The 22962-nt window shown below is 72.1% G+C and carries 23 protein-coding genes and 1 tRNA gene; 20 read left to right on the top strand and 4 right to left on the bottom strand.

Annotated features, from left to right (window positions below; translation table 11 throughout):
• Nucleotides 1–22: 22 nt before the first annotated feature.
• From F8568_RS28215 to F8568_RS28195, 5 genes are all read left to right on the top strand, one after another.
• Nucleotides 23–943, top strand: coding sequence for a 4-(cytidine 5'-diphospho)-2-C-methyl-D-erythritol kinase (locus F8568_RS28215; RefSeq protein ID WP_328601057.1), 921 nt, complete (start codon nucleotides 23–25; stop codon nucleotides 941–943).
• Between the two features lie 158 nt (nucleotides 944–1101).
• Nucleotides 1102–1245, top strand: a complete 144-nt coding sequence (locus F8568_RS28210; RefSeq protein WP_160573786.1) for a hypothetical protein — start codon at nucleotides 1102–1104, stop codon at nucleotides 1243–1245.
• A 75-nt stretch (nucleotides 1246–1320) separates the two neighbouring features.
• Nucleotides 1321–1557: a hypothetical protein gene (locus F8568_RS28205; protein ID WP_151596726.1), complete on the top strand. Its 237-nt coding sequence runs from the start codon at nucleotides 1321–1323 to the stop codon at nucleotides 1555–1557.
• Between the two features lie 57 nt (nucleotides 1558–1614).
• The gene (locus F8568_RS28200; RefSeq protein ID WP_151596725.1) at nucleotides 1615–3393 is read left to right on the top strand and encodes an ABC-F family ATP-binding cassette domain-containing protein; all 1779 of its coding nucleotides are present in this window, start codon (nucleotides 1615–1617) and stop codon (nucleotides 3391–3393) included.
• 73 nt (nucleotides 3394–3466) lie between these two features.
• Entirely contained in the window at nucleotides 3467–4579 is a 1113-nt protein-coding gene (locus F8568_RS28195; protein WP_160573785.1) for an amidase, read from the top strand.
• 4 nt (nucleotides 4580–4583) lie between these two features.
• Here F8568_RS28195 and F8568_RS28190 read toward each other — a convergent pair whose 3' ends face one another.
• On the bottom strand, nucleotides 4584–5072 hold the full coding sequence (locus F8568_RS28190) for a MarR family winged helix-turn-helix transcriptional regulator (protein ID WP_151596723.1): 489 nt from the start codon (nucleotides 5070–5072) through the stop codon (nucleotides 4584–4586).
• 469 nt (nucleotides 5073–5541) lie between these two features.
• On the opposite strand from F8568_RS28190, the gene F8568_RS28180 reads away from it, so the two are divergent.
• Both F8568_RS28180 and F8568_RS28175 read left to right on the top strand, forming a co-directional pair.
• Complete coding sequence (locus F8568_RS28180; protein WP_151596722.1) at nucleotides 5542–6336, top strand: trans-aconitate 2-methyltransferase; 795 nt, start codon at nucleotides 5542–5544, stop codon at nucleotides 6334–6336.
• Between the two features lie 225 nt (nucleotides 6337–6561).
• Nucleotides 6562–6924: a VOC family protein gene (locus F8568_RS28175; protein ID WP_151596721.1), complete on the top strand. Its 363-nt coding sequence runs from the start codon at nucleotides 6562–6564 to the stop codon at nucleotides 6922–6924.
• A 60-nt stretch (nucleotides 6925–6984) separates the two neighbouring features.
• Here the strand turns inward: F8568_RS28175 and F8568_RS28170 are convergent, their stop codons facing one another.
• Together F8568_RS28170 and F8568_RS28165 are read right to left on the bottom strand one after the other, a co-directional pair.
• On the bottom strand, nucleotides 6985–7725 hold the full coding sequence (locus F8568_RS28170; RefSeq protein ID WP_202125436.1) for a TetR/AcrR family transcriptional regulator: 741 nt from the start codon (nucleotides 7723–7725) through the stop codon (nucleotides 6985–6987).
• 53 nt (nucleotides 7726–7778) lie between these two features.
• Complete coding sequence (locus F8568_RS28165) at nucleotides 7779–8732, bottom strand: acyl-CoA desaturase (RefSeq protein ID WP_151596720.1); 954 nt, start codon at nucleotides 8730–8732, stop codon at nucleotides 7779–7781.
• 284 nt (nucleotides 8733–9016) lie between these two features.
• Between F8568_RS28165 and F8568_RS28160 the strand changes: the two genes are divergently transcribed.
• From F8568_RS28160 to rfbD, 13 genes are all read left to right on the top strand, one after another.
• Nucleotides 9017–9364 (top strand): helix-turn-helix domain-containing protein, encoded by a 348-nt coding sequence (locus F8568_RS28160; protein ID WP_160573784.1) that lies wholly within the window; start codon nucleotides 9017–9019, stop codon nucleotides 9362–9364.
• 69 nt (nucleotides 9365–9433) lie between these two features.
• A tRNA-Gln gene (locus tag F8568_RS28155) sits at nucleotides 9434–9505 on the top strand.
• A gap of 168 nt (nucleotides 9506–9673) precedes the next feature.
• Nucleotides 9674–11125 (top strand): bifunctional UDP-N-acetylglucosamine diphosphorylase/glucosamine-1-phosphate N-acetyltransferase GlmU, encoded by a 1452-nt coding sequence (gene glmU, locus F8568_RS28150; protein ID WP_151596718.1) that lies wholly within the window; start codon nucleotides 9674–9676, stop codon nucleotides 11123–11125.
• Nucleotides 11126–11309: 184 nt separating this feature from the next.
• Entirely contained in the window at nucleotides 11310–12290 is a 981-nt protein-coding gene (locus tag F8568_RS28145) for a ribose-phosphate diphosphokinase (protein ID WP_151596717.1), read from the top strand.
• Between the two features lie 627 nt (nucleotides 12291–12917).
• Nucleotides 12918–13565 (top strand): 50S ribosomal protein L25/general stress protein Ctc, encoded by a 648-nt coding sequence (locus tag F8568_RS28140; protein WP_151596716.1) that lies wholly within the window; start codon nucleotides 12918–12920, stop codon nucleotides 13563–13565.
• Nucleotides 13566–13641: 76 nt separating this feature from the next.
• Nucleotides 13642–14217, top strand: coding sequence for an aminoacyl-tRNA hydrolase (gene pth, locus F8568_RS28135; protein ID WP_151596715.1), 576 nt, complete (start codon nucleotides 13642–13644; stop codon nucleotides 14215–14217).
• Nucleotides 14218–14395: 178 nt separating this feature from the next.
• Nucleotides 14396–15871, top strand: a complete 1476-nt coding sequence (locus F8568_RS28130) for a sugar transferase (protein WP_151596714.1) — start codon at nucleotides 14396–14398, stop codon at nucleotides 15869–15871.
• Nucleotides 15872–16002: 131 nt separating this feature from the next.
• On the top strand, nucleotides 16003–16950 hold the full coding sequence (locus tag F8568_RS28125; protein WP_151596713.1) for a 3'(2'),5'-bisphosphate nucleotidase CysQ: 948 nt from the start codon (nucleotides 16003–16005) through the stop codon (nucleotides 16948–16950).
• 119 nt (nucleotides 16951–17069) lie between these two features.
• On the top strand, nucleotides 17070–17987 hold the full coding sequence (gene cysD, locus F8568_RS28120; RefSeq protein WP_151596712.1) for a sulfate adenylyltransferase subunit CysD: 918 nt from the start codon (nucleotides 17070–17072) through the stop codon (nucleotides 17985–17987).
• A 74-nt stretch (nucleotides 17988–18061) separates the two neighbouring features.
• On the top strand, nucleotides 18062–19324 hold the full coding sequence (locus F8568_RS28115) for a sulfate adenylyltransferase subunit 1 (RefSeq protein ID WP_151596792.1): 1263 nt from the start codon (nucleotides 18062–18064) through the stop codon (nucleotides 19322–19324).
• Between the two features lie 79 nt (nucleotides 19325–19403).
• A complete protein-coding gene (locus tag F8568_RS28110) occupies nucleotides 19404–20471 on the top strand; it encodes a glucose-1-phosphate thymidylyltransferase (protein ID WP_151596711.1) in 1068 nt (355 codons plus the stop codon).
• Nucleotides 20468–21469: a dTDP-glucose 4,6-dehydratase gene (gene rfbB, locus F8568_RS28105; protein ID WP_151596710.1), complete on the top strand. Its 1002-nt coding sequence runs from the start codon at nucleotides 20468–20470 to the stop codon at nucleotides 21467–21469. The genes F8568_RS28110 and rfbB overlap by 4 nt, the downstream gene beginning before the upstream one ends.
• A gap of 13 nt (nucleotides 21470–21482) precedes the next feature.
• Nucleotides 21483–22379 (top strand): dTDP-4-dehydrorhamnose reductase, encoded by an 897-nt coding sequence (rfbD, locus tag F8568_RS28100; RefSeq protein ID WP_151596709.1) that lies wholly within the window; start codon nucleotides 21483–21485, stop codon nucleotides 22377–22379.
• Here the strand turns inward: rfbD and rfbC are convergent.
• Entirely contained in the window at nucleotides 22352–22951 is a 600-nt protein-coding gene (rfbC, locus tag F8568_RS28095) for a dTDP-4-dehydrorhamnose 3,5-epimerase (RefSeq protein WP_151596708.1), read from the bottom strand. The genes rfbD and rfbC overlap by 28 nt on opposite strands.
• Nucleotides 22952–22962: the final 11 nt, after the last annotated feature.

The raw sequence follows: 22962 nt of genomic DNA, 5'->3' as shown, positions 1-22962 counted from the left end.
GTAGGGTTCTGGAGTGAGCGCAGTGAGGGTACGCGTCCCCGCCAAGGTCAACCTCCAGCTCGGCGTCGGGCCGATCCGGGAGGACGGCTACCACGACCTCGTGAACGTGTTCCACGCCGTGTCGCTGTTCGACGAGCTGACCGCGGAGCCGGCCGACGGCCTCGAGCTCGCCGTCGAGGCGGCGCCGTACTCGCGGGTGGCGATCGGCCGGGTCCCGACCGACGCGCGGAACCTGGCGGCGCGGGCGGCGGTGCTGGTCGCGTCGCGGCTCGGCGTCGAGCCCCGGGTGCGGCTGCGGATCCGCAAGGCGATCCCGGTCGCGGGCGGCATGGCGGGCGGCAGCGCCGACGCGGCGGCGGCGCTGGTCGCGTGCGCGCGGCTGTGGGACGACCGGGAGCGGCCGGCGCTGGCGCGCGACGACCTGATGGAGATGGGCGCCGAGCTCGGCAGCGACGTGCCGTTCGCGCTGCTCGGCGGCACCGCGATCGGGGTCGGGCGGGGCGAGCGGCTCACCCCGGCGCTGACCCGCGGCACGTTCCACTGGGTGTTCGCGGCGGCGGACGGCGGCCTGTCGACGCCCGCGGTGTACGCCGAGTGCGACCGGCTCCGGGACGCCGCGGGGGAGAGCGCGCCGCGGCCGTCGGTCGCGGAGGACCTGATGACGGCCCTCGCGACGGGCGACGCGAAGGCGCTCGGCGCCGCGCTCGCCAACGACCTGCAGCCCGCCGCGCTGGAGCTGCGGCCGTCGCTGGCCCGCACGCTGAACGCCGGACGCGACCTCGGCGCGATCGGCGCGCTGGTGTCCGGCTCGGGCCCGACCTGCGCGTTCCTCGCCGAGACCGACGAGGACGCCGCCGACCTCGCGGTGGCGCTGGACGGCGCGGGGGTGGCCGAGCAGATCGTCCGGGCGCAGGGCCCGGTGCCCGGCGCCACCGTGCTCTGAATCCGGCACCGTGCTCTGACGGTGGCGGAGTCGGTCAGGGGCGTCGCCCCTCCGGGGTGCTCGATCGGTCACGGTGTGTGCTCTCGGCACACAAGCGAACTCCGCGCGCGGGCCGGGCGTCCTGATCATTGACGCCGATTCCGCGACGAGGTGGAGCGATGACGTATCTGACGGGGCTGCTGGGCCTGGTGGCCGTCGTGATGGTGGCGACGCTCGCCGTCCTGGCCGTGCGCCGCGACCGGGCGATCCGCCGCGACGCCCCCGACGCGGTGACCGCGGCGCGCCGTCCGCCGCTACGCTGAGGCCCGGCGGACGCCGCGGCGCCTCACGCGTGCCCGTGCGCGCCCGTGCCGCCTCCCCCGAACTCAGGAAGCCGTATGGCCGCTCTCTCGCTGCTGATCATTCTGGCCCTCGTCGTGGTCGCCGGCCTGGTCGTGCTGGTCGTCGTGCTCGCCGCCACGAGCGCGCGCAAGCGCGGCTCGGACACGGCGTACCGTCCGCCCGGCGTCCCGTACCCGCCGAACGCCCCGTACCCGCCGAATCCGCAGTCCCCGCCGCAGCCGCCGTACGGGCAGCCGGGGCCGCAGGGTCCGCCCGTCCCGCCGCAGGGCTGACCGCGCCACGGCCGGCCGCGCGGGCGGTGCGCGCGGGGCAATAGGCTGGACTGCGTCGTGAATCTGATCAATGTTGAGAACGTCGCGAAGGCGTACGGGCCGAAGCCGCTGCTGGACGCGGTGTCCCTCGGCCTCGACGAGGGCGACCGGGTCGGGGTCGTCGGCCGCAACGGCGGCGGCAAGAGCACGCTGGTGCAGGTGCTGGCGCGCGAGGTGGAGCCGGACGCGGGCCGCGTCACGCACGCGCGGGGCCTGCGCCTGGGGTACCTGACGCAGCGGGACGTGTTCCCGGAGGGCGCGACGGTCCGGTCGGTGGTGCTGGGGGACCGCGCCGAGCACGAGTGGGCGGGCGACACGCGCGCCCGCGACGTGCTGGCCGGGCTGCTCGCGGGCGTCGATCTGGACGCGCCGCTGGCCGGGATGTCCGGCGGGGAGCGGCGCCGGATCGCGCTGGCGCGGCTGCTGGTCCCCGAGTCGGACCTGCTGATGCTGGACGAGCCGACCAACCACCTGGACATCGAGGCGATCGCGTGGCTGGCCCGGCACCTGAAGGGCCGCCGGGTGGCGCTGCTGGTCGTCACGCACGACCGGTGGTTCCTCGACGAGGTCACCGACCGGACGTGGGAGGTCGTGGACGGCCGCGTCGAGCGCTACGAGGGCGGCTACTCCGCGTACGTGCTGGCGAAGGCGGAGCGGTCCCGGATCGCGGCGGCGACGGAGGCCAAGCGGCAGAACCTGCTGCGCAAGGAGCTGGCGTGGCTGCGGCGCGGCCCGCAGGCCCGCACGTCCAAGCCGAAGTTCCGGGTGGACGCGGCGCAGGCGCTGATCGCCGACGAGCCGCCGCTGCGCGACTCGGTGGAGCTGACGAAGTTCGCGACGGCGCGGCTCGGCAAGACCGTGTACGACATCGAGGACGTGACCGTCCGGCTCGGCGGCGGGGACGCCGGGCGGCCGATCTTCGAGCGGATGACGTGGCGGCTCGGCCCCGGCGATCGGGTCGGGCTGGTCGGCGTCAACGGCAGCGGGAAGAGCACGCTGCTGCGGCTGCTGGACGGCTCGGTGGCGCCGGTGTCCGGCACGGTGGTGCGGGGGAAGACGGTCCAGCTGGCGCACCTGTCGCAGAACCTGGAGGAGCTGGACCCGTCCCGGCGGGTGCTGGAGTCGGTGGAGGAGATCCGCCGCCGCATCACGGTCGGGAAGCGGGAGTGGACGGCGAGCCAGCTGCTGGAGCGGCTCGGGTTCGCCGGGGACCGGCAGTGGACGCCGGTCGGCGACCTGTCGGGCGGGGAGCGGCGCCGGCTGCAGGTGCTGCGGCTGCTGATGGGCGAGCCGAACGTGCTGCTGCTGGACGAGCCGACGAACGACCTCGACATCGAGACGCTCACCGAGCTGGAGGACCTGCTCGACGGCTGGCCCGGCACCCTCGTGGTCGTCAGCCACGACCGGTACTTCCTGGAGCGCATCACCGACCATGTGGTGGCGCTGCTCGGGGACGGGCGGGTGTCGCTGCTTCCGGGCGGGGTCGACGAGTACCTGGAGCGGCGCGCCGCCGGAACGGCGGAGACCCGGACCGCGCAGGCGCGCGCGCAGGAGGCGCCCGCGGCGCAGCCGAAGCCGAAGGGCGGGCAGGACTGGAAGGCCCGCAAGGAGCTGGACCGTCTCGAACGCCGCCTGGAGAAGCTGTCCGGCCAGGAGGCGGAGCTGCACGAGCAGCTCGCCGCGCACGCCACCGACTTCGTCAAGCTGCAGGAGCTGGACGGGCGGCTGAAGGAGATCCAGGCGGAGGCCGCGCGGGTCGAGGAGGAGTGGCTGATGCTCGCCGAGGACATCGACTAGCCCGACATACCGCCAGGCATCCGATATGGCGGAATCTCTGGTGCTCGGCGCTCGTAATCGCCATGATCCACCAATGACGACTTGGATCCTGAAGATCGACGACGCGCCGGGGGACGGGCCGCGGCTCGCGGTGAAGGACGCCATCGACGTGGCAGGCCTGCCCACCACGGCGGGCAGCCGCGCGGTGGCCGAGCGCGCCGAACCGGCGGCGGCCGACGCGCCCGTCGTCGCGTCGGCGCGCGCGCAGGGCGCCCGTATCGTCGGCAAGGCCAACCTCACCGAGTTCTGCCTGGGCGCCGACGGCGTCAACCCGTGGTCGGGGACGCCGGTGAACCCGCTGGACCCGTCGCGGGTGCCGGGCGGGTCGTCCAGCGGGTCGGCGGTGGCGGTCGCGGCGGGCGAGGCGGACGTCGCGTTCGGCACCGACACCGCCGGGTCCGTCCGGATCCCGGCGGCGTGCTGCGGGATCGCGTCGCTGAAGACGACGCACGGCCGCGTCCCGCTGGACGGCGTCTACCCGCTGTCGCCGACGCTGGACACGGTCGGGCCGATGGGCCGCGACGTCGCCGCCGTCGTCACCGGCATGCGGCTCATCGAGCCGGCCTTCGCCCCGGGCGACTATGACGCGGACATGACGATCGGGCGGCTGCGCGTCCCGAGCGTCGACCCGAAGATCGACGCGGCCGTGGACGACGCGCTCCGCCGCCTCGGCCCGATCACCGACGAGACGTGCGAGCACTTCCAGGACGCGGCGCTCGCCAACGGCGTGTTCGTCGGCGAGGAGGCGTACGCGCAGAACGGCCCGCTGCTCGGCGACCCGTCCAGGATCAGCGAGCGGATGTACCGGCGGCTCAACGTGCTGAAGGAGGCCGCGGCCGGCCGGCGGACGTGGGCGGAGCAGCTGCGCAAGACGCTCCGGGCGGAGTTCGACGCGCTGCTGGACCGGCACGGCGTGCTCGCGCTGCCGGTGCTCGCCGGGATCGCGCCGGAGCCGCCGGACGGCGACGACGACCTGCTGCTGACGATGCTCACCGGCCCGGTCAACGTGGCGGGCCTGCCGGCGTTCGCGCTGCCGGTCCCGCTGCCGGGCTCGCACCTGCCGGCGTCCGTGCAGCTCATCGGCCCGGCGGGCGGCGAGGAGCGGCTCTGCGCCGTCGCCGCCGCCCTCGAGGCGGCGCTGCGCTGAGGGCCTAGGCGTCGAAGGGGATCAGGAGGGTGCGGAGCAGGACGGCGAGGGTCTCGCGCTGCTCGGGGGTGAGGGCCTCCAGGATGGCCTGCTCGCGGCCCAGCAGGTCGGCGAACGCGGCGTCCACGCGCGTCAGGCCCGCCTCGGTGAGGCGGACCTGGACGCCGCGCTTGTCCTGCGGGTCGGGATGCCGCTCGACCAGGCCGGCGGCGGCGAGCCGGTCGATGCGGTTGGTCATGGTGCCGGACGTGACCAGCGTCGCGCGCAGCAGCTGCCCGGGGCTCAGCTGGTACGGGGAGCCGGCCCGGCGCAGCGCGGTGAGGACGTCGAACTCCCACGACTCCACCTCGTGCGCGGCGAACACGGCGCGGCGGGCGCGGTCGAGGTGCCGGGCCAGCCGGGACACCCGGCTGAGGACCTGCAGCGGCCGGACGTCCAGGTCCGGGCGTTCGGCCTGCCACGCGGCGACCAGCCGGTCGACCTCATCCTCCATGCCGCAACCCTACCTGTCTTGATATCGAGGGACCTGCGGCCGATCAGGGGGCCGACCGAACAGGCGCACCGGTTGCCGTAGATCCTGCCCGATCGGGTGATCCCTTCGCCGTCCGCGGGTCCACCGGTCGGTTCCTCGATCGCCGCGGCCGCGGGCCTGCCGATGCTCGCCTCGCACGCCTTCCCGGACGCGGGCGTCGGCACCAACGTCATCCTGCTGATCGGCATGGCCGTCGGCGTCGACTACACGCTCTTCTACCTCAAGCGGGAACGCGAGGAGCGCGCCCGGTCGGGCGGCCGGCTGCCGCCCGCCGCCGTCGTGGAACTGGCCGCCGCGACGTCGGGACGGGCCGTGGTCGTGTGGCATCGCCGTCGCCGTCGCCGTCTCCAGCGCCACGCTCCACCGGTCCCGGCGCGGCGGCGCACAAGATTCTTGACATCAAGATATGGGCACGGCATCATGTCTCTTGATGTCGAGACAAGCCGAGGCCGTATGGGACCCCGCGCAGTACGGGGTCTACGGCGACGAGCGCGCCAGGCCGTTCACCGAACTGGTCGGCCGGCTCGGACCGATCGAGCCACGGCACGTCGTCGACCTCGGGTGCGGGAGCGGGGAGCTCACCGCGACCCTCGCCGGCCGCTGGCCCGGCGCGGTCGTGCGAGCCCTCGACTCTTCCCCCGAGATGATCGCCGCCGCCCGCGCCCACACGATCCCCGGACGGCTCACCTTCGAGGTCGGCGACGTCACCGCCTGGCACCCCGAGCACCCCGTCGACCTCATCGTCTCCAACGCCGTCCTGCAATGGGTCCCCGAACACCTCGACCTGCTGCCCCGCTGGATCGACGCCCTCACCCCCGGCGGACGCCTCGCCTTCCAGGTCCCCGGCAACTTCGGCGCCCCCAGCCACGTCCTGCTCCGCGAGCTGTGCCGGTCACCGCGCTGGCGCGACCCCCTCGCCGGCACCGTCCGCGAGGACCCCGTCCTCGACCCCGCCGGCTACCTCGACCGCCTGGCCCGCCTCGGCTGCGCCGTCGACGCCTGGGAGACCACCTACCTGCAGGTCCTCACCGGCGACGACCCCATCCTCGAATGGGTCAAGGGCACCGCCCTGCGCCCCGTCCTGTCCGCGCTCCCGCCCGGCGAGACCGAGGAGTTCCTCACCGCCTACCGGGACCGGCTCCGCGACGCCTACCCCGCCCGCCCCTACGGCACCGTCTTCCCGTTCAGGAGAGTGTTCGTGATCGCCGCACGTCACGCCCCTTAGACGGGGTGCCGCCCGCCGGCCGAGGGAAGCGACTCGTTCCCCTGCGGTGCGCCGACTCGGCCGGCGGGCGGCATCCAGGCCGCGCGGACGCGACCCGCACATGATCGCAGACCGCCCGGCCCGGCACCGAGCCCCGGCTTCGCGACCCGATGCCGGCGACCCCTGCCGGCGGCCGCCCGGACGAACTCCGGACGGCCGCCGGCGTCCGTCCGCCAGGAGGACCGCATGCTCACCGCCCTCCACCACGTCCAGCTCGCCGCCCCGCCCGGCAGCGAGGACGCCCTCCGCGCCTTCTACGGCGGCGTCCTCGGCCTCGACGAGATCCCCAAGCCGCCCGAGCTCGCCAAGCGCGGCGGCGCCTGGTTCCGCGGCCCCGGCCTCGAACTCCACCTCGGCATCGAAGAGGACTTCCGGCCCGCCCGCAAAGCCCACCCCGGCCTGCTCACCGGCGACCTCGACGCCCTCGCCGCGCGCCTGCGCGCCGCCGGCCACGACGTCCGCCACGACGGCCTGTTCCCCGGATACCGCCGCTGCTACGCCGACGACCCCGTCGGCAACCGCCTCGAATTCCTCCAGCCTGAAAGCTGACCGCCCCCGGACGCGCGAGACCGGCCGCGCGCACCACGCGCACGGCCGGCCCCCGACGACTCAGACCGACGGATGCGGGCTCGGGTCCACGAAATCGGCCTCGGCGTCCCGGCGGCTCCGCCGCTGCGCCTTCTCCGCCGCCTTCTCCGCCTTCGCGGCCGCCTTCTCGGCCCGCCGCTCCGCGCGCTCCATCTCCTTGCGGCGCTGCCGCGGATCCAGCGACGGCTTCGGCTCCAGCCCCGCCAGCCCGTTCCACGCCAGGTTCACCACGTGCGCGGCGACCTCCTCGCGCTTCGGCTTGCGGACGTCCAGCCACCACTGGCCCGTCAGCGCCACCATCCCGACGAGGCTCTGCGCGTACAGCGGCGCGAACTTGCCGTCGTAGTCGTGCCGGTCGAACTCCTGCGCGAGGATGTACTCGACCTCGCCGGCGATCTCGCTGAGCAGGCTCGCGTAGCTGCCCGTCCCGGTGCCGCCGTGCGAGTCGCGCACGAGGATCCGGAACCCGTCCGGATGCCCCTCGATGTACTCCAGCAGCGCCAGCGCCGCCTTCTCCAGCTTGCTCCGGTAGTGGATCGCCGAGTTCAGCGCCTCCGTCACCAGGCTCAGCAGCCGTTCGAACTCCCGGTCGACGACGACCGCGTAGAGCCCCTCCTTACCGCCGAAGTGCTCGTACACCACGGGCTTCGACACACCCGCGGCGGAGGCGATCTCCTCCACCGAGGTGCCGTCCAGGCCGCGCTCGGCGAACAGCGTGCGGCCGATGTCGACGAGCTGCTCGCGGCGTTCCTTGCCGGTCATCCGCTTTCTGCGGGGCCTGGGAGCGGGATCTGTCACGGGATCAATTGTGACGGTCAAGCCGCCTGCTTCGTGCGCTTCGCCGACAGCCGGTCGTCCTTCGGCCACCGGACGTCCTTCGCCCAGCCCGCCTTCTCGAACGCCCAGATGATCCGCGCGCTGATGTCGATCTGCCCCTTCAGCACCCCGTGCCGCGCGCACGTCGGGTCGCAGTGGTGCAGGTTGTGCCACGACTCGCCGAGCGACGGGATCGCCAGCCACCACACGTTGCGGGACTTGTCGCGGACCTCGAAGTGCTCCTTGCCGAACGTGTGGCAGATCGAGTTGATCGCCCACGTCACATGGTGGACGAGCGTGATCCGCACGAACCCCGCCCAGAACAGCGCCGTGAAGAACCCGAGCCACGACATCGTGATCAGCCCGCCGAGCGCGGCCGGCAGCAGGAACGACACCGCCACCAGCCCCGGGAAGGCCAGGTGGATCCGGGTGATGTCGCGGTCCTTGAGCAGGTCCTTGGCGAACCGCTGCTTGGAGGTCTTGTTCGCGTCGAACAGCCAGCCGTAGTGCGCCCAGACCAGGCCCTTGGCGAGCGCCTTCCAGTCGTCCCCGAACCGCCACGGCGAGTGCGGGTCGAAGTCCTGGTCGGAGTGCTTGTGGTGGCGCCGGTGGTCGGCGACCCAGGTGATCACCGGCCCCTGGATGGCCATGCTCCCGGCCAGCGCCAGGAAGATCTTCAGTCCGCGGTTCGCCTTGAACGACCCGTGCGTGAAGTACCGGTGGTACCCCACCGTGATCCCTCCGGCGGACAGCACGTAGAACACGGCCGTGAGCGCGACGTCGGTCCAGCCGAGGAACCTGCCCCAGGCGAGCGGGACGGCCGCGAACAGGGCCAGGAACGGGACGCCGGTGAACACCGCGACGAGCGCGCGTTCGGCATTGCCCTGCTGGTCAGGGGAGAGTTCGGGACGTCGTTCTGATCGGGGAGGAGCCATGGTAGGAGCCGTTGTCATGCGTCACCACTTCCTGCGGCTAGGGGCCACTTACCTACGCCAACGTAACCTACGGATCCGTAAGTTGGACAGGGACGGCCGGTAAAATCAGAGGGAATCTCTCTCAGCGGCCACACCAGGCCACTCAACCGCCCACGCGTTCGGCGCAGATGCGAGTTGAGTGCTCGATAACGGCCGCTCTAAACCCATTTGGGGCTTTCGGTCGTACGAGCTCGTGTGCGCAGGGCAACGAACTGGACACGAACAGTTAAAATCCGTTGTACTCTTCCGTCATGGCTGGACCAATGCCGGACGAGATCCGGGAGAAGCTCAAGCCCAAGGCCATCGAGCTCCGCCGCCAGGGGCGGACCTATGACGAGATCGCAGAATCGCTCAACATCTCCAAGAGCACATGCTCGTTGTGGTTGCGAGAGCTCCCCAGGCCTGCTCGGCGGAGGCATGCGCCCGAGCGCATCGAGGCGATGCGTCGGAACTACTGGCAGCCCTTTCACCTAGCGCGCGAGCAGCAGCGCAAGGAGGTGAAGCTTGGCGCGATGCTGGGGCAGGAGGCGGCGGTGGCCCTGTTGTCCGAGCGCTCGGACGCCGCCGCCGAGAGGATCCGAGGAGGCGCCCACCCTGACGAAATGGGGTAGGGCCGGGCCGCGATGGCCGGTATCGTGTGATCGGACGCGCGGACCTGCTGTCCGAAGCGTCCACTTTGATCCGGCGTGGTGTAACTGGCAGCACACGGGCTTTTGGTGCCCTTGGTTCGGGTTCAAATCCTGGCGCCGGAGCTGTCTTGAATGTCGGCAGACGGGCTGGTCAGGGCAGGTCGCTGGCCGGAGGGCCGGGCGCGGGCGGTATCCTTCCGGTGTCGGGTGCGCTCCGGCCTGCCATGCCCTGATGGCGCAGGTGGGCGCGCTCGCAGCCGATCCCCGTCCGCGATGCCGAGGAGCCTCCTAGTGAGTGCCGACAGCCCGGCCGCCGTCATCGTTCTCGCCGCGGGCGAGGGCACCCGGATGAAGTCCCGCACCCTGAAGGTGCTGCACGAGCTGGGCGGGCGCGCGATGCTCGGCCACGTGCTCGCCGCCGCCCGCGAGCTCGGGCCGCGGCGGATCGTCGCGGTCGTCGGGCACCGCCGCGAGCAGGCCGTCGCCTACCTGGGCGAGCATGCGCCGGACGTGGAGCCCGTCGTCCAGGAGGTCCAGGGCGGGACGGGGCACGCCGTCCGGATGGCGCTGGAGCAGACCGGCTCGCTCGACGGCACCGTCGTCGTGACCAACGGCGACCACCCGCTGCTGCGCGGCGAGACGCTCGCCGCCCTCGTGCGGACGCACGAGACCGCGGGCAACGCGGTCACCGTGCTGACGACCGAGATGCCCGACGCGACCGGGTACGGGCGGATGATCCGGGCGGCCGACGGCAGCGTCGAGGCGATCGTCGAGCACAAGGACGCCACCGAGGCGCAGCGCGCCGTCACCGAGATCAACGTCGGCATGTACGCCTTCGACGGGACCCTGCTGGAGGACGCCCTCAAGCGGGTCACGACCGACAACGCCGGCGGCGAGGAGTACCTCACCGACGTGGTCGCGATCCTGCGCGGCGACGGCCACCGCGCCGGCGCGCACCTGGTCGCCGACTGGGCCGAGACGCAGGGCGTCAACGACCGCGTCCAGCTCGCCCAGGCGCGGCGGCAGCTGAACGACCGGATCCTCGAGGCCCACATGCGGGCCGGTGTCACGATCATCGACCCCGCGTCCACCTGGATCGACGTGGACGTCACCGCCGAACCGGACGCCGTCGTCCACCCCGGCACGCAATTGCACGGCCGCACCCATCTGGAGGCGGGCGCCAGCGTCGGCCCGAACTGCACGCTGACCGACACCCGCGTCGGCGCGGACGCGTCCGTGGTGAACGCGGTGTGCGTCGAGGCGGAGATCGGGCCGGAGGCGTCCGTCGGCCCGTTCGCCTACCTGCGGCCCGGGACGCGGCTGTCCCGCAAGGGCAAGATCGGGACCTACGTCGAGACCAAGAACGCCGAGATCGGCGAGGGCACCAAGGTGCCGCACCTCACCTACGTCGGCGACGCCGAGATCGGCGACCACTCCAACATCGGCGCGAGCTCGGTGTTCGTGAACTACGACGGCGTGCGCAAGCACCGCAGCGTCATCGGCTCCCATGTGAAGGTCGGCAGCGACAACATGATCGTCGCGCCGGTGACGGTCGGCGACGGCGCCTACACCGCCGCCGGCTCGGTGATCATCCAGGACGTGCCGCCGGGCGCGATGGCGGTCGCGCGGGCGCGGCAGCGCAACGTCGAGGGCTGGGTCGAGCGCAAGCGGCCCGGCACGCCCGCGGCGGAGGCGGCGGAGGCGGCGCGCCGTGCCGCCGAAGGCGGGGACGACCCCGCCTGACGGCCGCGCCGGCGAACCGGCGCGCCCATGACTGCCCCGCCGAGGCGGCGGGGAGGTGGAGGACAGCGGCGTCCCCCACGGACAAAAGACACCGGGGACCACGGAGGAGACTCTTGTGGTGCCCTGGGAGTGGGGACGACAACCCACATGAGTGCACAGTTCCATTGAGGGGGAGTTGTCAGAGGTGAGTGGGATCAAAGCGAGCGGTCAGAAGAAGCTGATGCTCTTCACCGGCCGAGCCCACCCGGACCTGGCCAAGGAGGTCTCCGACAACCTCCACGTCGACCTGACGCCGACGTCCGCGTACGACTTCGCCAATGGTGAGACGTTCGTGCGGTTCCTGGAGTCCGTCCGCGGTTCCGACGCCTTCGTGATCCAGAGCCACACAGCTCCCATCAACCAGTGGATCATGGAGCAGCTGATCATGGTGGACGCGCTGAAGCGGGCGTCCGCCAAGCGGATCACGGTCGTCGCGCCGTTCTTCGGGTACGCCCGCCAGGACAAGAAGCACCGCGGCCGCGAGCCGATCTCGGCCCGGCTGATGGCCGACCTGTTCAAGACCGCCGGCGCCGACCGGCTGATCACCGTCGACCTGCACACCGCGCAGATCCAGGGCTTCTTCGACGGCCCCGTCGACCACCTGTTCGCGCTGGACCTGCTGGCGCACCACTTCGAGAGCCGCCTCGACACCTCCCGGGTGACCGTCGTCGCGCCCGACGCCGGCCGCGTGCGGGTCACCGAACGCTGGTCCGACCGGCTCGGCGGCGTCCCCATGGCCATCATCCACAAGAAGCGCGACCCGGACGTCGCCAACGAGGTGAAGGTCTTCGACGTCGTCGGCGAGGTCGAGGGCCGCACCTGCGTCGTCGTCGACGACATGATCGACACCGGCGGGACGATCGTGAAGGCCGCCGACGCGCTGTTCGACCACGGCGCCGACAAGGTCGTCGTCGCCGCCACCCACGGCGTCCTGTCCGGCCCCGCCGTCGACCGGTTGAAGAACTCGCGCATCTCCGAGGTCGTGCTGACCAACACGCTGCCCATCCCCGAGGACAAGCAGTTCGACAAGCTGACCGTGCTCTCGATCGCCCCGCTGGTCGCCCGCGCGATCAACGAGGTCTTCAGCGACGGCTCCGTCACCAGCCTCTTCGGCGGGCATAGCTAGTTTTGCTTTGTCCTTGGCGGTCGGGCTCTGGGGGCCCTCCCTTCGGCGGACAAAGCGTGCGATCGCTGCATCGCTCCGACTCGCCCTGGGGGCTCGCTGCGCGATCGGATTCTTGCTTCGCTCAAATCCGGCTTCGCTCGCGATCGCGACGGTCGGGGTCGGTGCGTGGCTGGGGTGTCGGCTGAGGTTGTCGGTAACCGTCCTCGGCTGAGGTCGTTTGTAACGGTTCGGTCCTCGGTTGAGGTCGTTGGTCACGGTTCGGTCCTGGCTGGGGTTGCTTGAGGCGGCGGGGCGTTCTCCGGTGGGGGAACGGGCTCGGGTCGGTGTTCGTCTTCTCGGGTGAGGGTGCCGATCGGGTCCGGCTTGACCGGGGCGTGGACGTTTCGGAGAGGCCCCCGCGGCGGGTCGTCGCGGGGGCGATGGCGTTGCGCGTGGAAACGATCGGCTAGACTTCTTGAATCCGCGTATGCCCCGGGTCGTCAGTGCGGCTCCGTTCAGGTCCGTACTCCCCGGGTAACGCAAAGAATCTTCGAGGCGCCTGACGCATCGAGCTACGCCTGATTCGCTCTGTCCGTAGCGGACGTCCTGCGGGACGGCCGTGGATCGCAACAACGAGGAGTTTTCGCCGTGTCCGAGGTACGCATCGCCGCCGAGCCGCGCACCGAGTTCGGTAAGGGTGCCGCGCGGCGCACCCGCCGGGCCGGCAAGGTGCCCGCCGTCCTCTACGGTCACGGCACCGACCCGCAGCACATCACGCTGCCGGGGCACGAGCTGATGCTCGCGCTGAAGACACCGAACGTGCTGCTGACCATCGAGGGTCTCGGCAACGGTTCGGAGCTCGCGCTGCCCAAGGACGTGCAGCGCGACCCGATCAAGGGCTTCCTGGAGCACGTCGACCTGCTGCTGGTCAAGCGCGGGGAGAAGGTCACCGTCGACCTGCCGGTGACCGTGGTCGGCGACGTGGTCGCGGGCGGCGTCGTCCAGCAGGAGCTCGTGCAGATCTCGGTGGAGACCGAGGCGACGCACATCCCCGAGTCGGTCGAGCTGTCGATCGAGGGCGTCGAGGTCGGCACGCAGCTGCTGGCCAAGGACCTGAAGCTGCCGTCGGGCACCACGCTGGCGACCGACGAGGAGGCGCTGATCCTGCAGATCGCGGACGCGTCCGCGTCCGCCGGCGCCACCGAGACCGAGGCCGAGGCGGAGGCCGCGGAGGCGGCCGAGGCCGCGGCCGCCGAGGCCGCCGCCGAGGGCGAAGCGGAGGAGTCCGCCGAGTAGGACCGCGGAACGGCGAGAACCGACGAACGGCCCCCGCAGGCGCGCCTGCGGGGGCCTTCGGTCGTAAGGAGATCGGGTGAGCGCGGACGTCTGGCTGGTGGTCGGCCTGGGCAATCCGGGGCCGTCGTACGCCGGCAACCGGCACAACGCCGGGTTCATGGTGCTGGACCTGCTGGCGGGCCGGGCGGGCGGCAGGTTCAAGGCGCACCGGGCGCGGGCCGACGTGCTGGAGGGGCGGCTCCAGGGGGTACGGGTCGTGCTGGCGAAGCCGCGGACGTACATGAACGAGTCGGGCGGCCCGGTGAGGGGGCTGCGGGACTTCTACAAGGTGCCGGTGGAGCGGCTGGTCGTCGTCCATGACGAGCTGGACATCCCGTTCGGGGCGCTGCGGCTGAAGCGCGGCGGGGGTGACAACGGTCACAACGGGCTGCGGTCGATCACCAGGTCGCTGGGCGACAAGGAGTACCTGCGGGTCAGGTTCGGGGTGGGGCGGCCGCCGGGGCGGATGGACGCGGCGGCGTACGTGCTGAAGGACTTCTCGGCGGCGGAGCGGAAGGTGCTGGAGCTGGAGGTCGACCGGGCGGCGGACGCGGTGGAGTCGCTGCTGACCGGGGGCCTGGAGGCGGCGCAGAACACGTTTCACGCGGGTTGAACGAGCGGTTTCGGAGATCGGCCGGATGCGGTCCGTGGCGGGGTGCACACGGAGGGAAGCCCGTAAAATTCAGCGCGGATGAGGTTCAGGTTTTATGTGAACCTTGAGCGTTGTTCAACCGTCTCTGGGATGGATCGAGCTTTTCGGGGCGCGCGTTACATGGGTTGGGTGAGGTCGTATGGCCGTCGTTGACAAGGTTCAGGCCGAGTCACCGATCCGCCACGAGCAACGTCGCCCGGATGCGCAGAGCTGGAGTGGATGGTACCGCCGGTTCGCCGGCGGGCTCGATTTCTTCAGCATGCTCGCGGCCGGGGTGATCGCGTTCGTGCTCCGCTTCCCGGGCGTGCCGAGCGATCCGACGGCGCCGTACGTCGCGCTGACGGTGGCGCTGCCGGTGCTGTGGATCCCGATGCTGGCGCTGTGCCGGGCGTACCAGCCGCGGTACATCGGGGTGGGCTACGAGGAGTTCAAGGGCGTCCTGCGCGCGGGGTTCATCTTCACCGCGACGCTGGCGATCCTGGCGTACGCCACCAAGACGGAGGTGGCGCGCGGGTACGTCGTGATGGCGATGCCGCTCGGCACGTTCCTGGACCTGGTCGCGCGGTACCGGCTGCGCAAGTGGCTGCACCGCAAGCGGTGGAACGGCGAGTGCATGCGGCGGGTCGTGGTGGCGGGGCACCGCACGTCCGTCGCGGATCTGATCCGGCTGCTGCGGCAGAAGCGGTACCACGGGATGGACATCGTGGCGGTGTGCCTGCCGCCGGCGCTGGCGTCCGGCGAGGACGCGGTCCACGAGATCGAGGGCGTGCCGGTGCTCGGCGACTTCGGGCAGACGGCGGCGGTCGCGGAGCGGATCGGCGCGGACTCGGTGGCGGTGCTGGCGTGCCCGGAGATGGACGGGGTGGCGCTGCGCCGGCTGGCGTGGCAGATCGAGCGCGACGACGTGGAGCTGGTGGTGGCGCCGGCGCTGATGGACGTGACGGGGCCGCGGATCTCGATCCGTCCGGTGTCGGGGCTGCCGCTGCTGCACGTGGAGCACCCGGAGCTGGACGGTGGCCGGCGGGTGCTGAAGGGGCTGTTCGACCGGACGGCGGCGCTGACGGGGCTGCTGCTGCTGAGTCCGCTGATGCTGGTGGTCGCGTTCCTGATCAAGGTGACGAGCGCGGGTCCGGTGATGTTCAGGCAGGTCCGGGTCGGGCGCGGCGGCCGCGAGTTCACGGTGCTGAAGTTCCGCACGATGGTGCAGGACGCGGAGGCGCGCAAGAACGCGCTGATGGAGCGGAACGAGAACGACGGCGTGCTGTTCAAGATCCGGGAGGATCCGCGGATCACGAAGGTGGGGCGGTGGCTGCGCCGGTACTCGCTGGACGAGCTGCCGCAGCTGTTCAACGTGGTGCGGGGCGACATGTCGCTGGTGGGGCCGCGTCCGCCGCTGCCGGAGGAGGTCGCGCAGTACGGCGGCGACGTGTACCGGCGGCTGGTGGTGAAGCCGGGGCTGACCGGGCTGTGGCAGGTCAGCGGCCGGTCGGACCTGACCTGGGACGAGTCGGTCCGGCTCGACCTGCGGTACGTGGACAACTGGTCGCTGGCGCTGGACCTGCAGATCATGTGGAAGACGTGGTCGGCGGTGTTCCGCGGTTCCGGCGCGTACTGACGGAGCGCGCCGCGGGGCCCGCCGTGCGCCCGGTCTCGCCAGGTGGGACGTGACCCTGGCACCGGGCGGCGTGGGGTATGCATGAGAAAGTGGACCGGGCAGACCAGTCGAGTCGGGAATGTGATCAACGGATGACCGAGAGAGCGGCGGCGGACGACCACGCGCTGGCGGCGGAGCTCGCCGCGGCGGCGGGGCGGCTGCTGCTGGGCGTGCGGGACGAGGTGGGCTTCGCCGACGGGCGCGCCCTGAAGGACACCGGCGACCTGCGGTCGCACGAGTACCTGATGGCGGCGCTGGCGGAGCGCTGTCCCGGCGACGCCGTGCTCTCGGAGGAGGGCCGCTCGTCGGTGGCGGGCAAGCGCTCGCGGGGCGACGACCGGGCGCCGACCCGCAACACCGGGGAGGCCGAGCGGCTGTCGGCGTCCCGCGTGTGGATCATCGACCCGCTGGACGGGACCCGCGAGTTCTCCGAGGAGGGCCGCCGCGACTGGGCGGTCCACGTGGCGCTGTGGGAGCGGGACGCGGCGGGCGCGGGGCGGCTGTCGGCGGGCGCGGTGGCGCTGCCGGCGCAGGGCCTGACACTGCGGACCGACGCGACGGGCGGGGCGTCGCTCGTCCGCCACGACGCCGGGGAGCCCGATCCGGTGACGGCGGGGAGCGGCGCGGCGCGCCGCGGGCTGCCGCGGGAGGTTCCGCTGCACGCGCCGGCGCCGGACGCGGGGAAGCTGCGGATCGCGGTGAGCCGGACGCGGCCGCCGGAGTTCGTGCAGCGGCTGGCGGGGAAGCTGGACCTGGACGTGGAGCTGGTGCCGATCGGGTCGGCGGGGGCGAAGATCTCCGCGGTGCTGCTCGGCGAGGTGGACGCCTACGTGCACGCGGGCGGCCAGTACGAGTGGGACTCGGCGGCTCCGGCGGCGGTGGCGCTGGCGGCGGGTGCGCACGCGTCGCGGATCGACGGCGCTCCGCTGGAGTACAACCGGAAGGACCCGAGGCTGCCGGATATCCTGGTGTGCCATCCCGTGTCGGCGTCGACGCTGCTGACCGGCATCGGAGAACTGAACGACAGCCTGCCCGACTGACCGCTTCGCCCGGCGGGATTGATCACGGGCGGGCCGGCGTTCGATCCGGTGGAAGCGCGGGCGCCCGTCCCGTGCCACCGGTTGCATCTGCCAGAACAGCGTGGAGAGAGCCCTAGACCATGCAGCGTTGCGATTATCTGCTGTCCCAGTTGGACGTCCTCGAGGCCGAGTCGATCCATATCTTCCGGGAGGTGGCGGCCGAGTTCGAGCGGCCCGTGCTGCTGTTCTCGGGCGGCAAGGACAGCATCGTGATGCTGCGCCTCGCCCAGAAGGCGTTCTGGCCGGCGCCGATCCCGTTCCCGGTGATGCACGTCGACACCGGGCACAACTTCCCCGAGGTGATGGAGTTCCGCGACCGGCGGGTCGCCGAGCTCGGCGTCCGGCTGATCGTGGCGTCGGTGCAGGACGCGATCGACTCCGGCCGGGTGACGGAGCAGAAGGGGCGCCGCGCGTCGCGGAACCGGCTGCAGATCACGCCGCTGCTGGACGCGATCGAGGAGCACGGGTTCGACGCGGCGTTCGGCGGTGCGCGCCGCGACGAGGAGAAGGCGCGCGCGAAGGAGCGCGTGGTGTCGTTCCGGGACGAGTTCGGGCAGTGGGATCCGAAGAACCAGCGTCCGGAGCTGTGGAACCTGTTCAACACGCGGATCACGCAGGGCGAGCACGTCCGGGTGTTCCCGCTGTCGAACTGGACGGAGCTGGACATCTGGGACTACGTGCGGCGCGAGGAGCTGGAGCTGCCGCCGATCTACTTCGCGCACACGCGGCGGGTGTTCGAGCGGGACGGGCTGCTGCTGGACGCCGAGACGGGGTTCGCGAACCGCGGTGACGACGAGCCGGAGTTCGAGGCGTCGGTCCGGTACCGGACGGTCGGCGACGCGTCCTGCACGGGCGCGGTGAAGTCGAACGCCGCGTCGCTGGACGAGGTGATCGCGGAGATCGCCGCGACGCGGATCACCGAGCGGGGCCAGACCCGCGCCGACGACCGGACCAGCGAGGCCGCCATGGAGGACCGCAAGAAGGAGGGCTACTTCTGATGGCCAGCACGATCGAGCCCGCAGCGAGCGCGTCCGCCGAGACCGGGTCCGCCCAGAGCGAGCAGGTCAAGGGCATGGACCTGCTGCGGTTCGCGACGGCCGGCAGCGTCGACGACGGCAAGTCGACCCTCATCGGGCGGCTGCTGTTCGACTCCAAGTCGATCTTCGAGGACCAGCTGGAGTCGGTCGAGAAGACCAGCGTCGACCGCGGCGAGGAGTACACCAACCTCGCGCTGCTGACCGACGGCCTGCGCGCCGAGCGGGAGCAGGGCATCACCATCGACGTGGCGTACCGCTACTTCGCGACGCCGCGCCGCAAGTTCATCATCGCCGACACCCCCGGGCACATCCAGTACACCCGGAACATGGTGACGGGCGCGTCCACCGCCGACCTGGCGATCATCCTGGTGGACGCCCGCAAGGGGATCCTGGAGCAGTCCCGGCGGCACGCGTTCCTGACCACGCTGCTGCAGGTCCCGCACCTGGTCGTGGCGATCAACAAGATGGACCTGGTGGACTACGACCAGGCCGTGTACGAGCGGATCGTCGACGAGTTCACCGCTTTCGCCTCCAAGCTGGACGTCTCGGACCTGACGTTCATCCCGATCTCGGCGCTGCACGGCGACAACGTCGTCGAGCGCAGCATGAACATGCCGTGGTACGACGGGTCGTCGTTGCTGCACCATCTGGAGCACGTGCACATCGCCTCGGACCGCAACCTGATCGACGTCCGGTTCCCGGTGCAGTACGTGATCCGGCCGCACGCCTCCACCGACCCCGAGCTGCACGACTACCGCGGCTACGCGGGGCAGGTCGCGGGCGGCGTGCTGAAGCCGGGCGACGAGGTGGTGCACCTGCCGTCCGGGCTGACCACGACGATCACCCACATCGACGGTCCGAACGGGCCGGTCGAGGAGGCGTACGCGCCGATGTCGGTGACGCTGCGGCTCGCCGACGACATCGACATCTCCCGCGGCGACATGATCGCGCGTCCGCACAACCGGCCGGAGGCCGCGCAGGACCTGGACGCGATGGTGTGCTGGATGACCCCGGACCGGGTCCTCACCCCGCGCGCCAAGCTGATCATCAAGCACACCACCCGCACCGCGAAGGCGCTGGTGAAGGAGCTGCACTACCGGCTGGACGTCAACACGCTGCACCGCGACGAGCAGGCGGAGGGCCTCGGGCTGAACGAGATCGGCCGGATCTCGCTGCGGGTGACGCAGCCGCTGTTCGTCGACGACTACAACCGCAACCGGCTGACCGGCGGGTTCATCCTGATCGACGAGGCCACCAACAACACCGTCGGCGCCGGGATGATCACCGGCGCCCGATAAGCACCCTTTTGGAGCCCCCCGTGCACCTGCCCGCCCCCCAGGGCCGAAGCACCGTCCTCGCCGTGCCGGCCGCGATCCGGTGAAGGCCCTCGTGCTGGCGGGCGGGGCCGGGTCCCGGCTGCGCCCCATCACCCACACCTCGGCGAAGCAGCTCGTCCCGGTGGCGAACAAGCCCGTGCTGTTCTACGGGCTGGAGGCGATCCGGGACGCCGGGATCCGCGAGGTCGGCATCGTCGTCGGCGACACCGAGGCGGAGATCCGCGGCGCCGTCGGCGACGGCTCGGCGTTCGGCCTCGACGTGACGTACCTGCGCCAGGACGCCCCGCGCGGGCTGGCGCACGCCGTCCTCATCGCCCGCGAGTACCTCGGCGGCGACGACTTCGTGATGTACCTCGGCGACAACTTCATCGTCGGCGGCATCGACGGGCTCGTCGACCGGTTCCGCGCCGAGCGCCCGCAGGCGCAGATCATGCTGACGCACGTCTCCGACCCGCGCGCGTTCGGCGTCGCCGAGCTCGACGGCGCCGGCCGCGTCGTCGCGCTGGAGGAGAAGCCGGAGGTCCCGAAGAGCGACCTGGCGCTGGTCGGGGTGTACCTGTTCAGCGCGGCGGTGCACGAGGCGGTCGGAGAGCTGAAGCCGTCCGCGCGCGGCGAGCTGGAGATCACCGACGCGATCCAGTGGCTGATCGACCACGGCCACCGGGTCGAGTCCACGGTGATCACCGGCTACTGGAAGGACACCGGGAACGTCACCGACATGCTGGAGGTCAACCGGCTCGTCCTGGAGAGCGTCGAACCTCATGTGGAGGGCGAGGTGGACGGGGCCAGCGAGCTGATCGGCCGGGTCGTGGTGGAGGCGGGCGCGCGCGTCACCGGGTCCCGCGTCGTCGGCCCGGTCGTCGTCGGCGCCGGCTCGGTCGTCCGCGACTCCTACGTCGGCCCGTTCACCTCCATCGACCGCGACTGCGCGGTCCTGGACAGCGAGATCGAGTACTCGATCGTGCTGCGCGGCGCGTCCATCGACGGCGTCGGCCGCATCGAGTGCTCCCTCATCGGCCGCGAGGCCGAGGTCACCCCCGCCCCCCGGGTGCCGAAGGCGCACCGACTCGTCCTGGGAGATCACAGCAAAGTGCAGATCAGCAATTGAGCGGCGGCAGCAGCGCCCCCCGCGTCCTCGTGACGGGCGGGGCCGGGTTCATCGGGTCGCAGTACGTGCGGGACCTGGCGTCCGGGGCGTTCCCCGCGTGGGACGGCGCCGAGATCACCGTCCTGGACAAGCTGACCTATGCCGGGAACCTCGCGAACCTGGAGCCCGTCGAGGGGCGGTTCACGTTCGTCCACGGCGACATCTGCGACGGGGACCTGCTCGCGGAGCTGGTGCCGGGGCATGACGTGGTGCTGAACTTCGCGGCCGAGTCGCACGTGGACCGGTCGATCGCCAGCGGCGCGGAGTTCGCGCGGACGAACGTGCTCGGCGTCCAGACGCTGATGCAGGCGTGCCTGGACGCGGGGACGCCGCGGGTCGTGCAGGTGTCGACCGACGAGGTGTACGGCAGCATCGACGAGGGCTCCTGGGACGAGGAGGCGCCGCTCGCGCCGAACTCGCCGTACTCGGCGGCGAAGGCGGGCGGCGACATGATGGCGCGGGCCTACGCGCGCACGCACGGGCTGCCGGTCAGCATCACCCGCTGCGGCAACAACTACGGGCCGTACCAGTACCCGGAGAAGGTCATCCCGCTGTTCGCCACGAACCTGCTGGACGGCCGGACGGTGCCGCTGTACGGGGACGGCGGGAACGTCCGCGACTGGATCCACGCCGCCGACCACTGCCGCGGCATCCAGGTCGTCGCCGAGCGCGGCGAGCCCGGTGAGGTGTACCACATCGCGGGCACGGCGGAGCTGACGAACCTGGAGCTGACGCGGCGGCTGCTGGACGCGGTCGGCGCCGGCTGGGACAGGGTCGAGCGCGTCGAGGACCGCAAGGGCCACGACCGCCGGTACTCGCTGTCGGACGCGAAGCTGCGGGCCCTCGGGTACGCGCCGCGAGTGGCGTTCGAGGACGGCCTGGCCGAGACGGTCCGCTGGTACGAAAAGAACCGCGCCTGGTGGGAGCCGCTGAAGAAGCGCGCGGAGGACGCCCGATGAACCGGACCGCAGGGTGACGTGGCTGGTCACGGGGGCCGGCGGGATGCTCGGCGCCGACGTCGTCGCGCGCCTCGACGACGTGGTGGCGCCGGGGCGCGCCGAGCTGGACCTGACCGACGCGGCCGCCGTCCGCGAGGCGCTGCGGCGGCACCGGCCCGAGACCGTGGTGAACTGCGCCGCCTGGACGGCCGTGGACGACGCCGAGACCCGCGAGGACGCGGCGCTGGCCGTCAACGGCACCGCCGTCGAGGCGCTCGTCGCGGGATGCGCGGAGATCGGCGCGAAGCTCGTCCAGGTGTCCACCGACTACGTGTTCGACGGCACGGCCACCGAGCCGTACCCCGAGGACGCGCCGGCCGCGCCCGTCAACGCCTACGGCCGCACCAAGCTCGCCGGCGAGACGGCGGTGCTCGGGTACGAGCGCGGCTACGTGGTGCGGACGGCCTGGCTGTACGGGGCGAACGGGCCCAGCTTCGTCCGGACGATGGCGCGGCTGGCGGGGGAGCGCGACACCGTCGACGTGGTCGACGACCAGGCCGGGCAGCCGACCTGGACCGGGGACCTCGCCGGCCGGATCATCGCGCTGGCCCGCGCGGACGCCCCCGCCGGCGCCTACCACGGCACCAACGCGGGCCGGACGACCTGGTACGGCCTCGCCCGCGAGGTGTTCGCGCTGCTCGGCCACGACCCCGCGCGGGTGCGGGCCACGACGAGCGAGAGGTTCGTGCGGCCCGCGCCGCGTCCGGCGTTCAGCGTGCTCGGGCACGGCCGCTGGGCGGCGGCGGGCCTGCCGCCCATGCGTGACTGGCGGGACGCCCTGCGCGCCGCCTGGCCGTCCCTCACGGCCGCGTGGCCGGAGGGCCGGCCGGGCAGGCCGGAGGGTCAGCCGGGCAGCCCGAGCTTGGCGTAGTGGTCGAGGCAGTCCTGGTAGGAGGGCAGCAGCCCGGCGTCGCGGGCCTCCTGGAGCGTCGGCGCCTGCGCGTCCTTGCCGGACAGGACGGGCTCGATGCCGGCCGGCCACTCGATGCCGATCTCCGGGTCGAGCGGGTGGACGCCGTGCTCGCGGTCCGGCGCGTACGGCTCCGAGCACAGGTAGATGACCGTCGCGTCGTCGGTGAGCGCCATGAACGCGTGCCCGACGCCTTCGGCGACGTACAGGCAGCGGCGCGACTCGTCGTCCAGCCGGACGCCCTCCCACTGCGCGAACGTGGGCGACCCGACGCGCAGGTCGACGACGACGTCGAGGATCGCGCCGCGCAGGCACGTCACGTACTTGGCCTGGCCGGGCGGGACGTCGGCGAAGTGCACGCCGCGCAGCGCGCCCTTGGACGACACCGAGCAGTTCGCCTGCGCCAGGGTCAGCCCGTGTCCCGCGACCGTCCGCAGCGCGTCGTCCCGGAACCACTCATGGAAAGATCCCCGCTGGTCACCGTGTACGCGGGGGGTGAAGGAGTAAGTACCTTTAATGCCGAGCGGATCCACATGCGCAAGAA

This window comes from Actinomadura physcomitrii, from assembly GCF_008923205.2.
GTDB classification, from domain to species: domain Bacteria; phylum Actinomycetota; class Actinomycetes; order Streptosporangiales; family Streptosporangiaceae; genus Spirillospora; species Spirillospora physcomitrii.
This window is presented reverse-complemented; position numbering and strand designations above follow the sequence as displayed.

Bases quoted from the DNA above. Each gene is read 5' to 3' on its own strand.
- F8568_RS28210 (WP_160573786.1), top strand. From the start codon at position 1,102: ATGACGTATCTGACGGGGCTGCTGGGCCTGGTGGCCGTCGTGATGGTG.
- F8568_RS28205 (WP_151596726.1), top strand. From the start codon at position 1,321: ATGGCCGCTCTCTCGCTGCTGATCATTCTGGCCCTCGTCGTGGTCGCC.
- F8568_RS28195 (WP_160573785.1), top strand. From the start codon at position 3,467: ATGACGACTTGGATCCTGAAGATCGACGACGCGCCGGGGGACGGGCCG.
- F8568_RS28190 (WP_151596723.1), bottom strand. From the start codon at position 5,072: ATGGAGGATGAGGTCGACCGGCTGGTCGCCGCGTGGCAGGCCGAACGC.
- F8568_RS28180 (WP_151596722.1), top strand. From the start codon at position 5,542: ATGTCGAGACAAGCCGAGGCCGTATGGGACCCCGCGCAGTACGGGGTC.
- F8568_RS28175 (WP_151596721.1), top strand. From the start codon at position 6,562: ATGCTCACCGCCCTCCACCACGTCCAGCTCGCCGCCCCGCCCGGCAGC.
- F8568_RS28170 (WP_202125436.1), bottom strand. From the start codon at position 7,725: ATGACCGGCAAGGAACGCCGCGAGCAGCTCGTCGACATCGGCCGCACG.
- F8568_RS28165 (WP_151596720.1), bottom strand. From the start codon at position 8,732: ATGACAACGGCTCCTACCATGGCTCCTCCCCGATCAGAACGACGTCCC.
- F8568_RS28160 (WP_160573784.1), top strand. From the start codon at position 9,017: ATGCCGGACGAGATCCGGGAGAAGCTCAAGCCCAAGGCCATCGAGCTC.
- F8568_RS28130 (WP_151596714.1), top strand. From the start codon at position 14,396: ATGGCCGTCGTTGACAAGGTTCAGGCCGAGTCACCGATCCGCCACGAG.
- F8568_RS28125 (WP_151596713.1), top strand. From the start codon at position 16,003: ATGACCGAGAGAGCGGCGGCGGACGACCACGCGCTGGCGGCGGAGCTC.
- cysD (WP_151596712.1), top strand. From the start codon at position 17,070: ATGCAGCGTTGCGATTATCTGCTGTCCCAGTTGGACGTCCTCGAGGCC.
- F8568_RS28115 (WP_151596792.1), top strand. From the start codon at position 18,062: ATGGACCTGCTGCGGTTCGCGACGGCCGGCAGCGTCGACGACGGCAAG.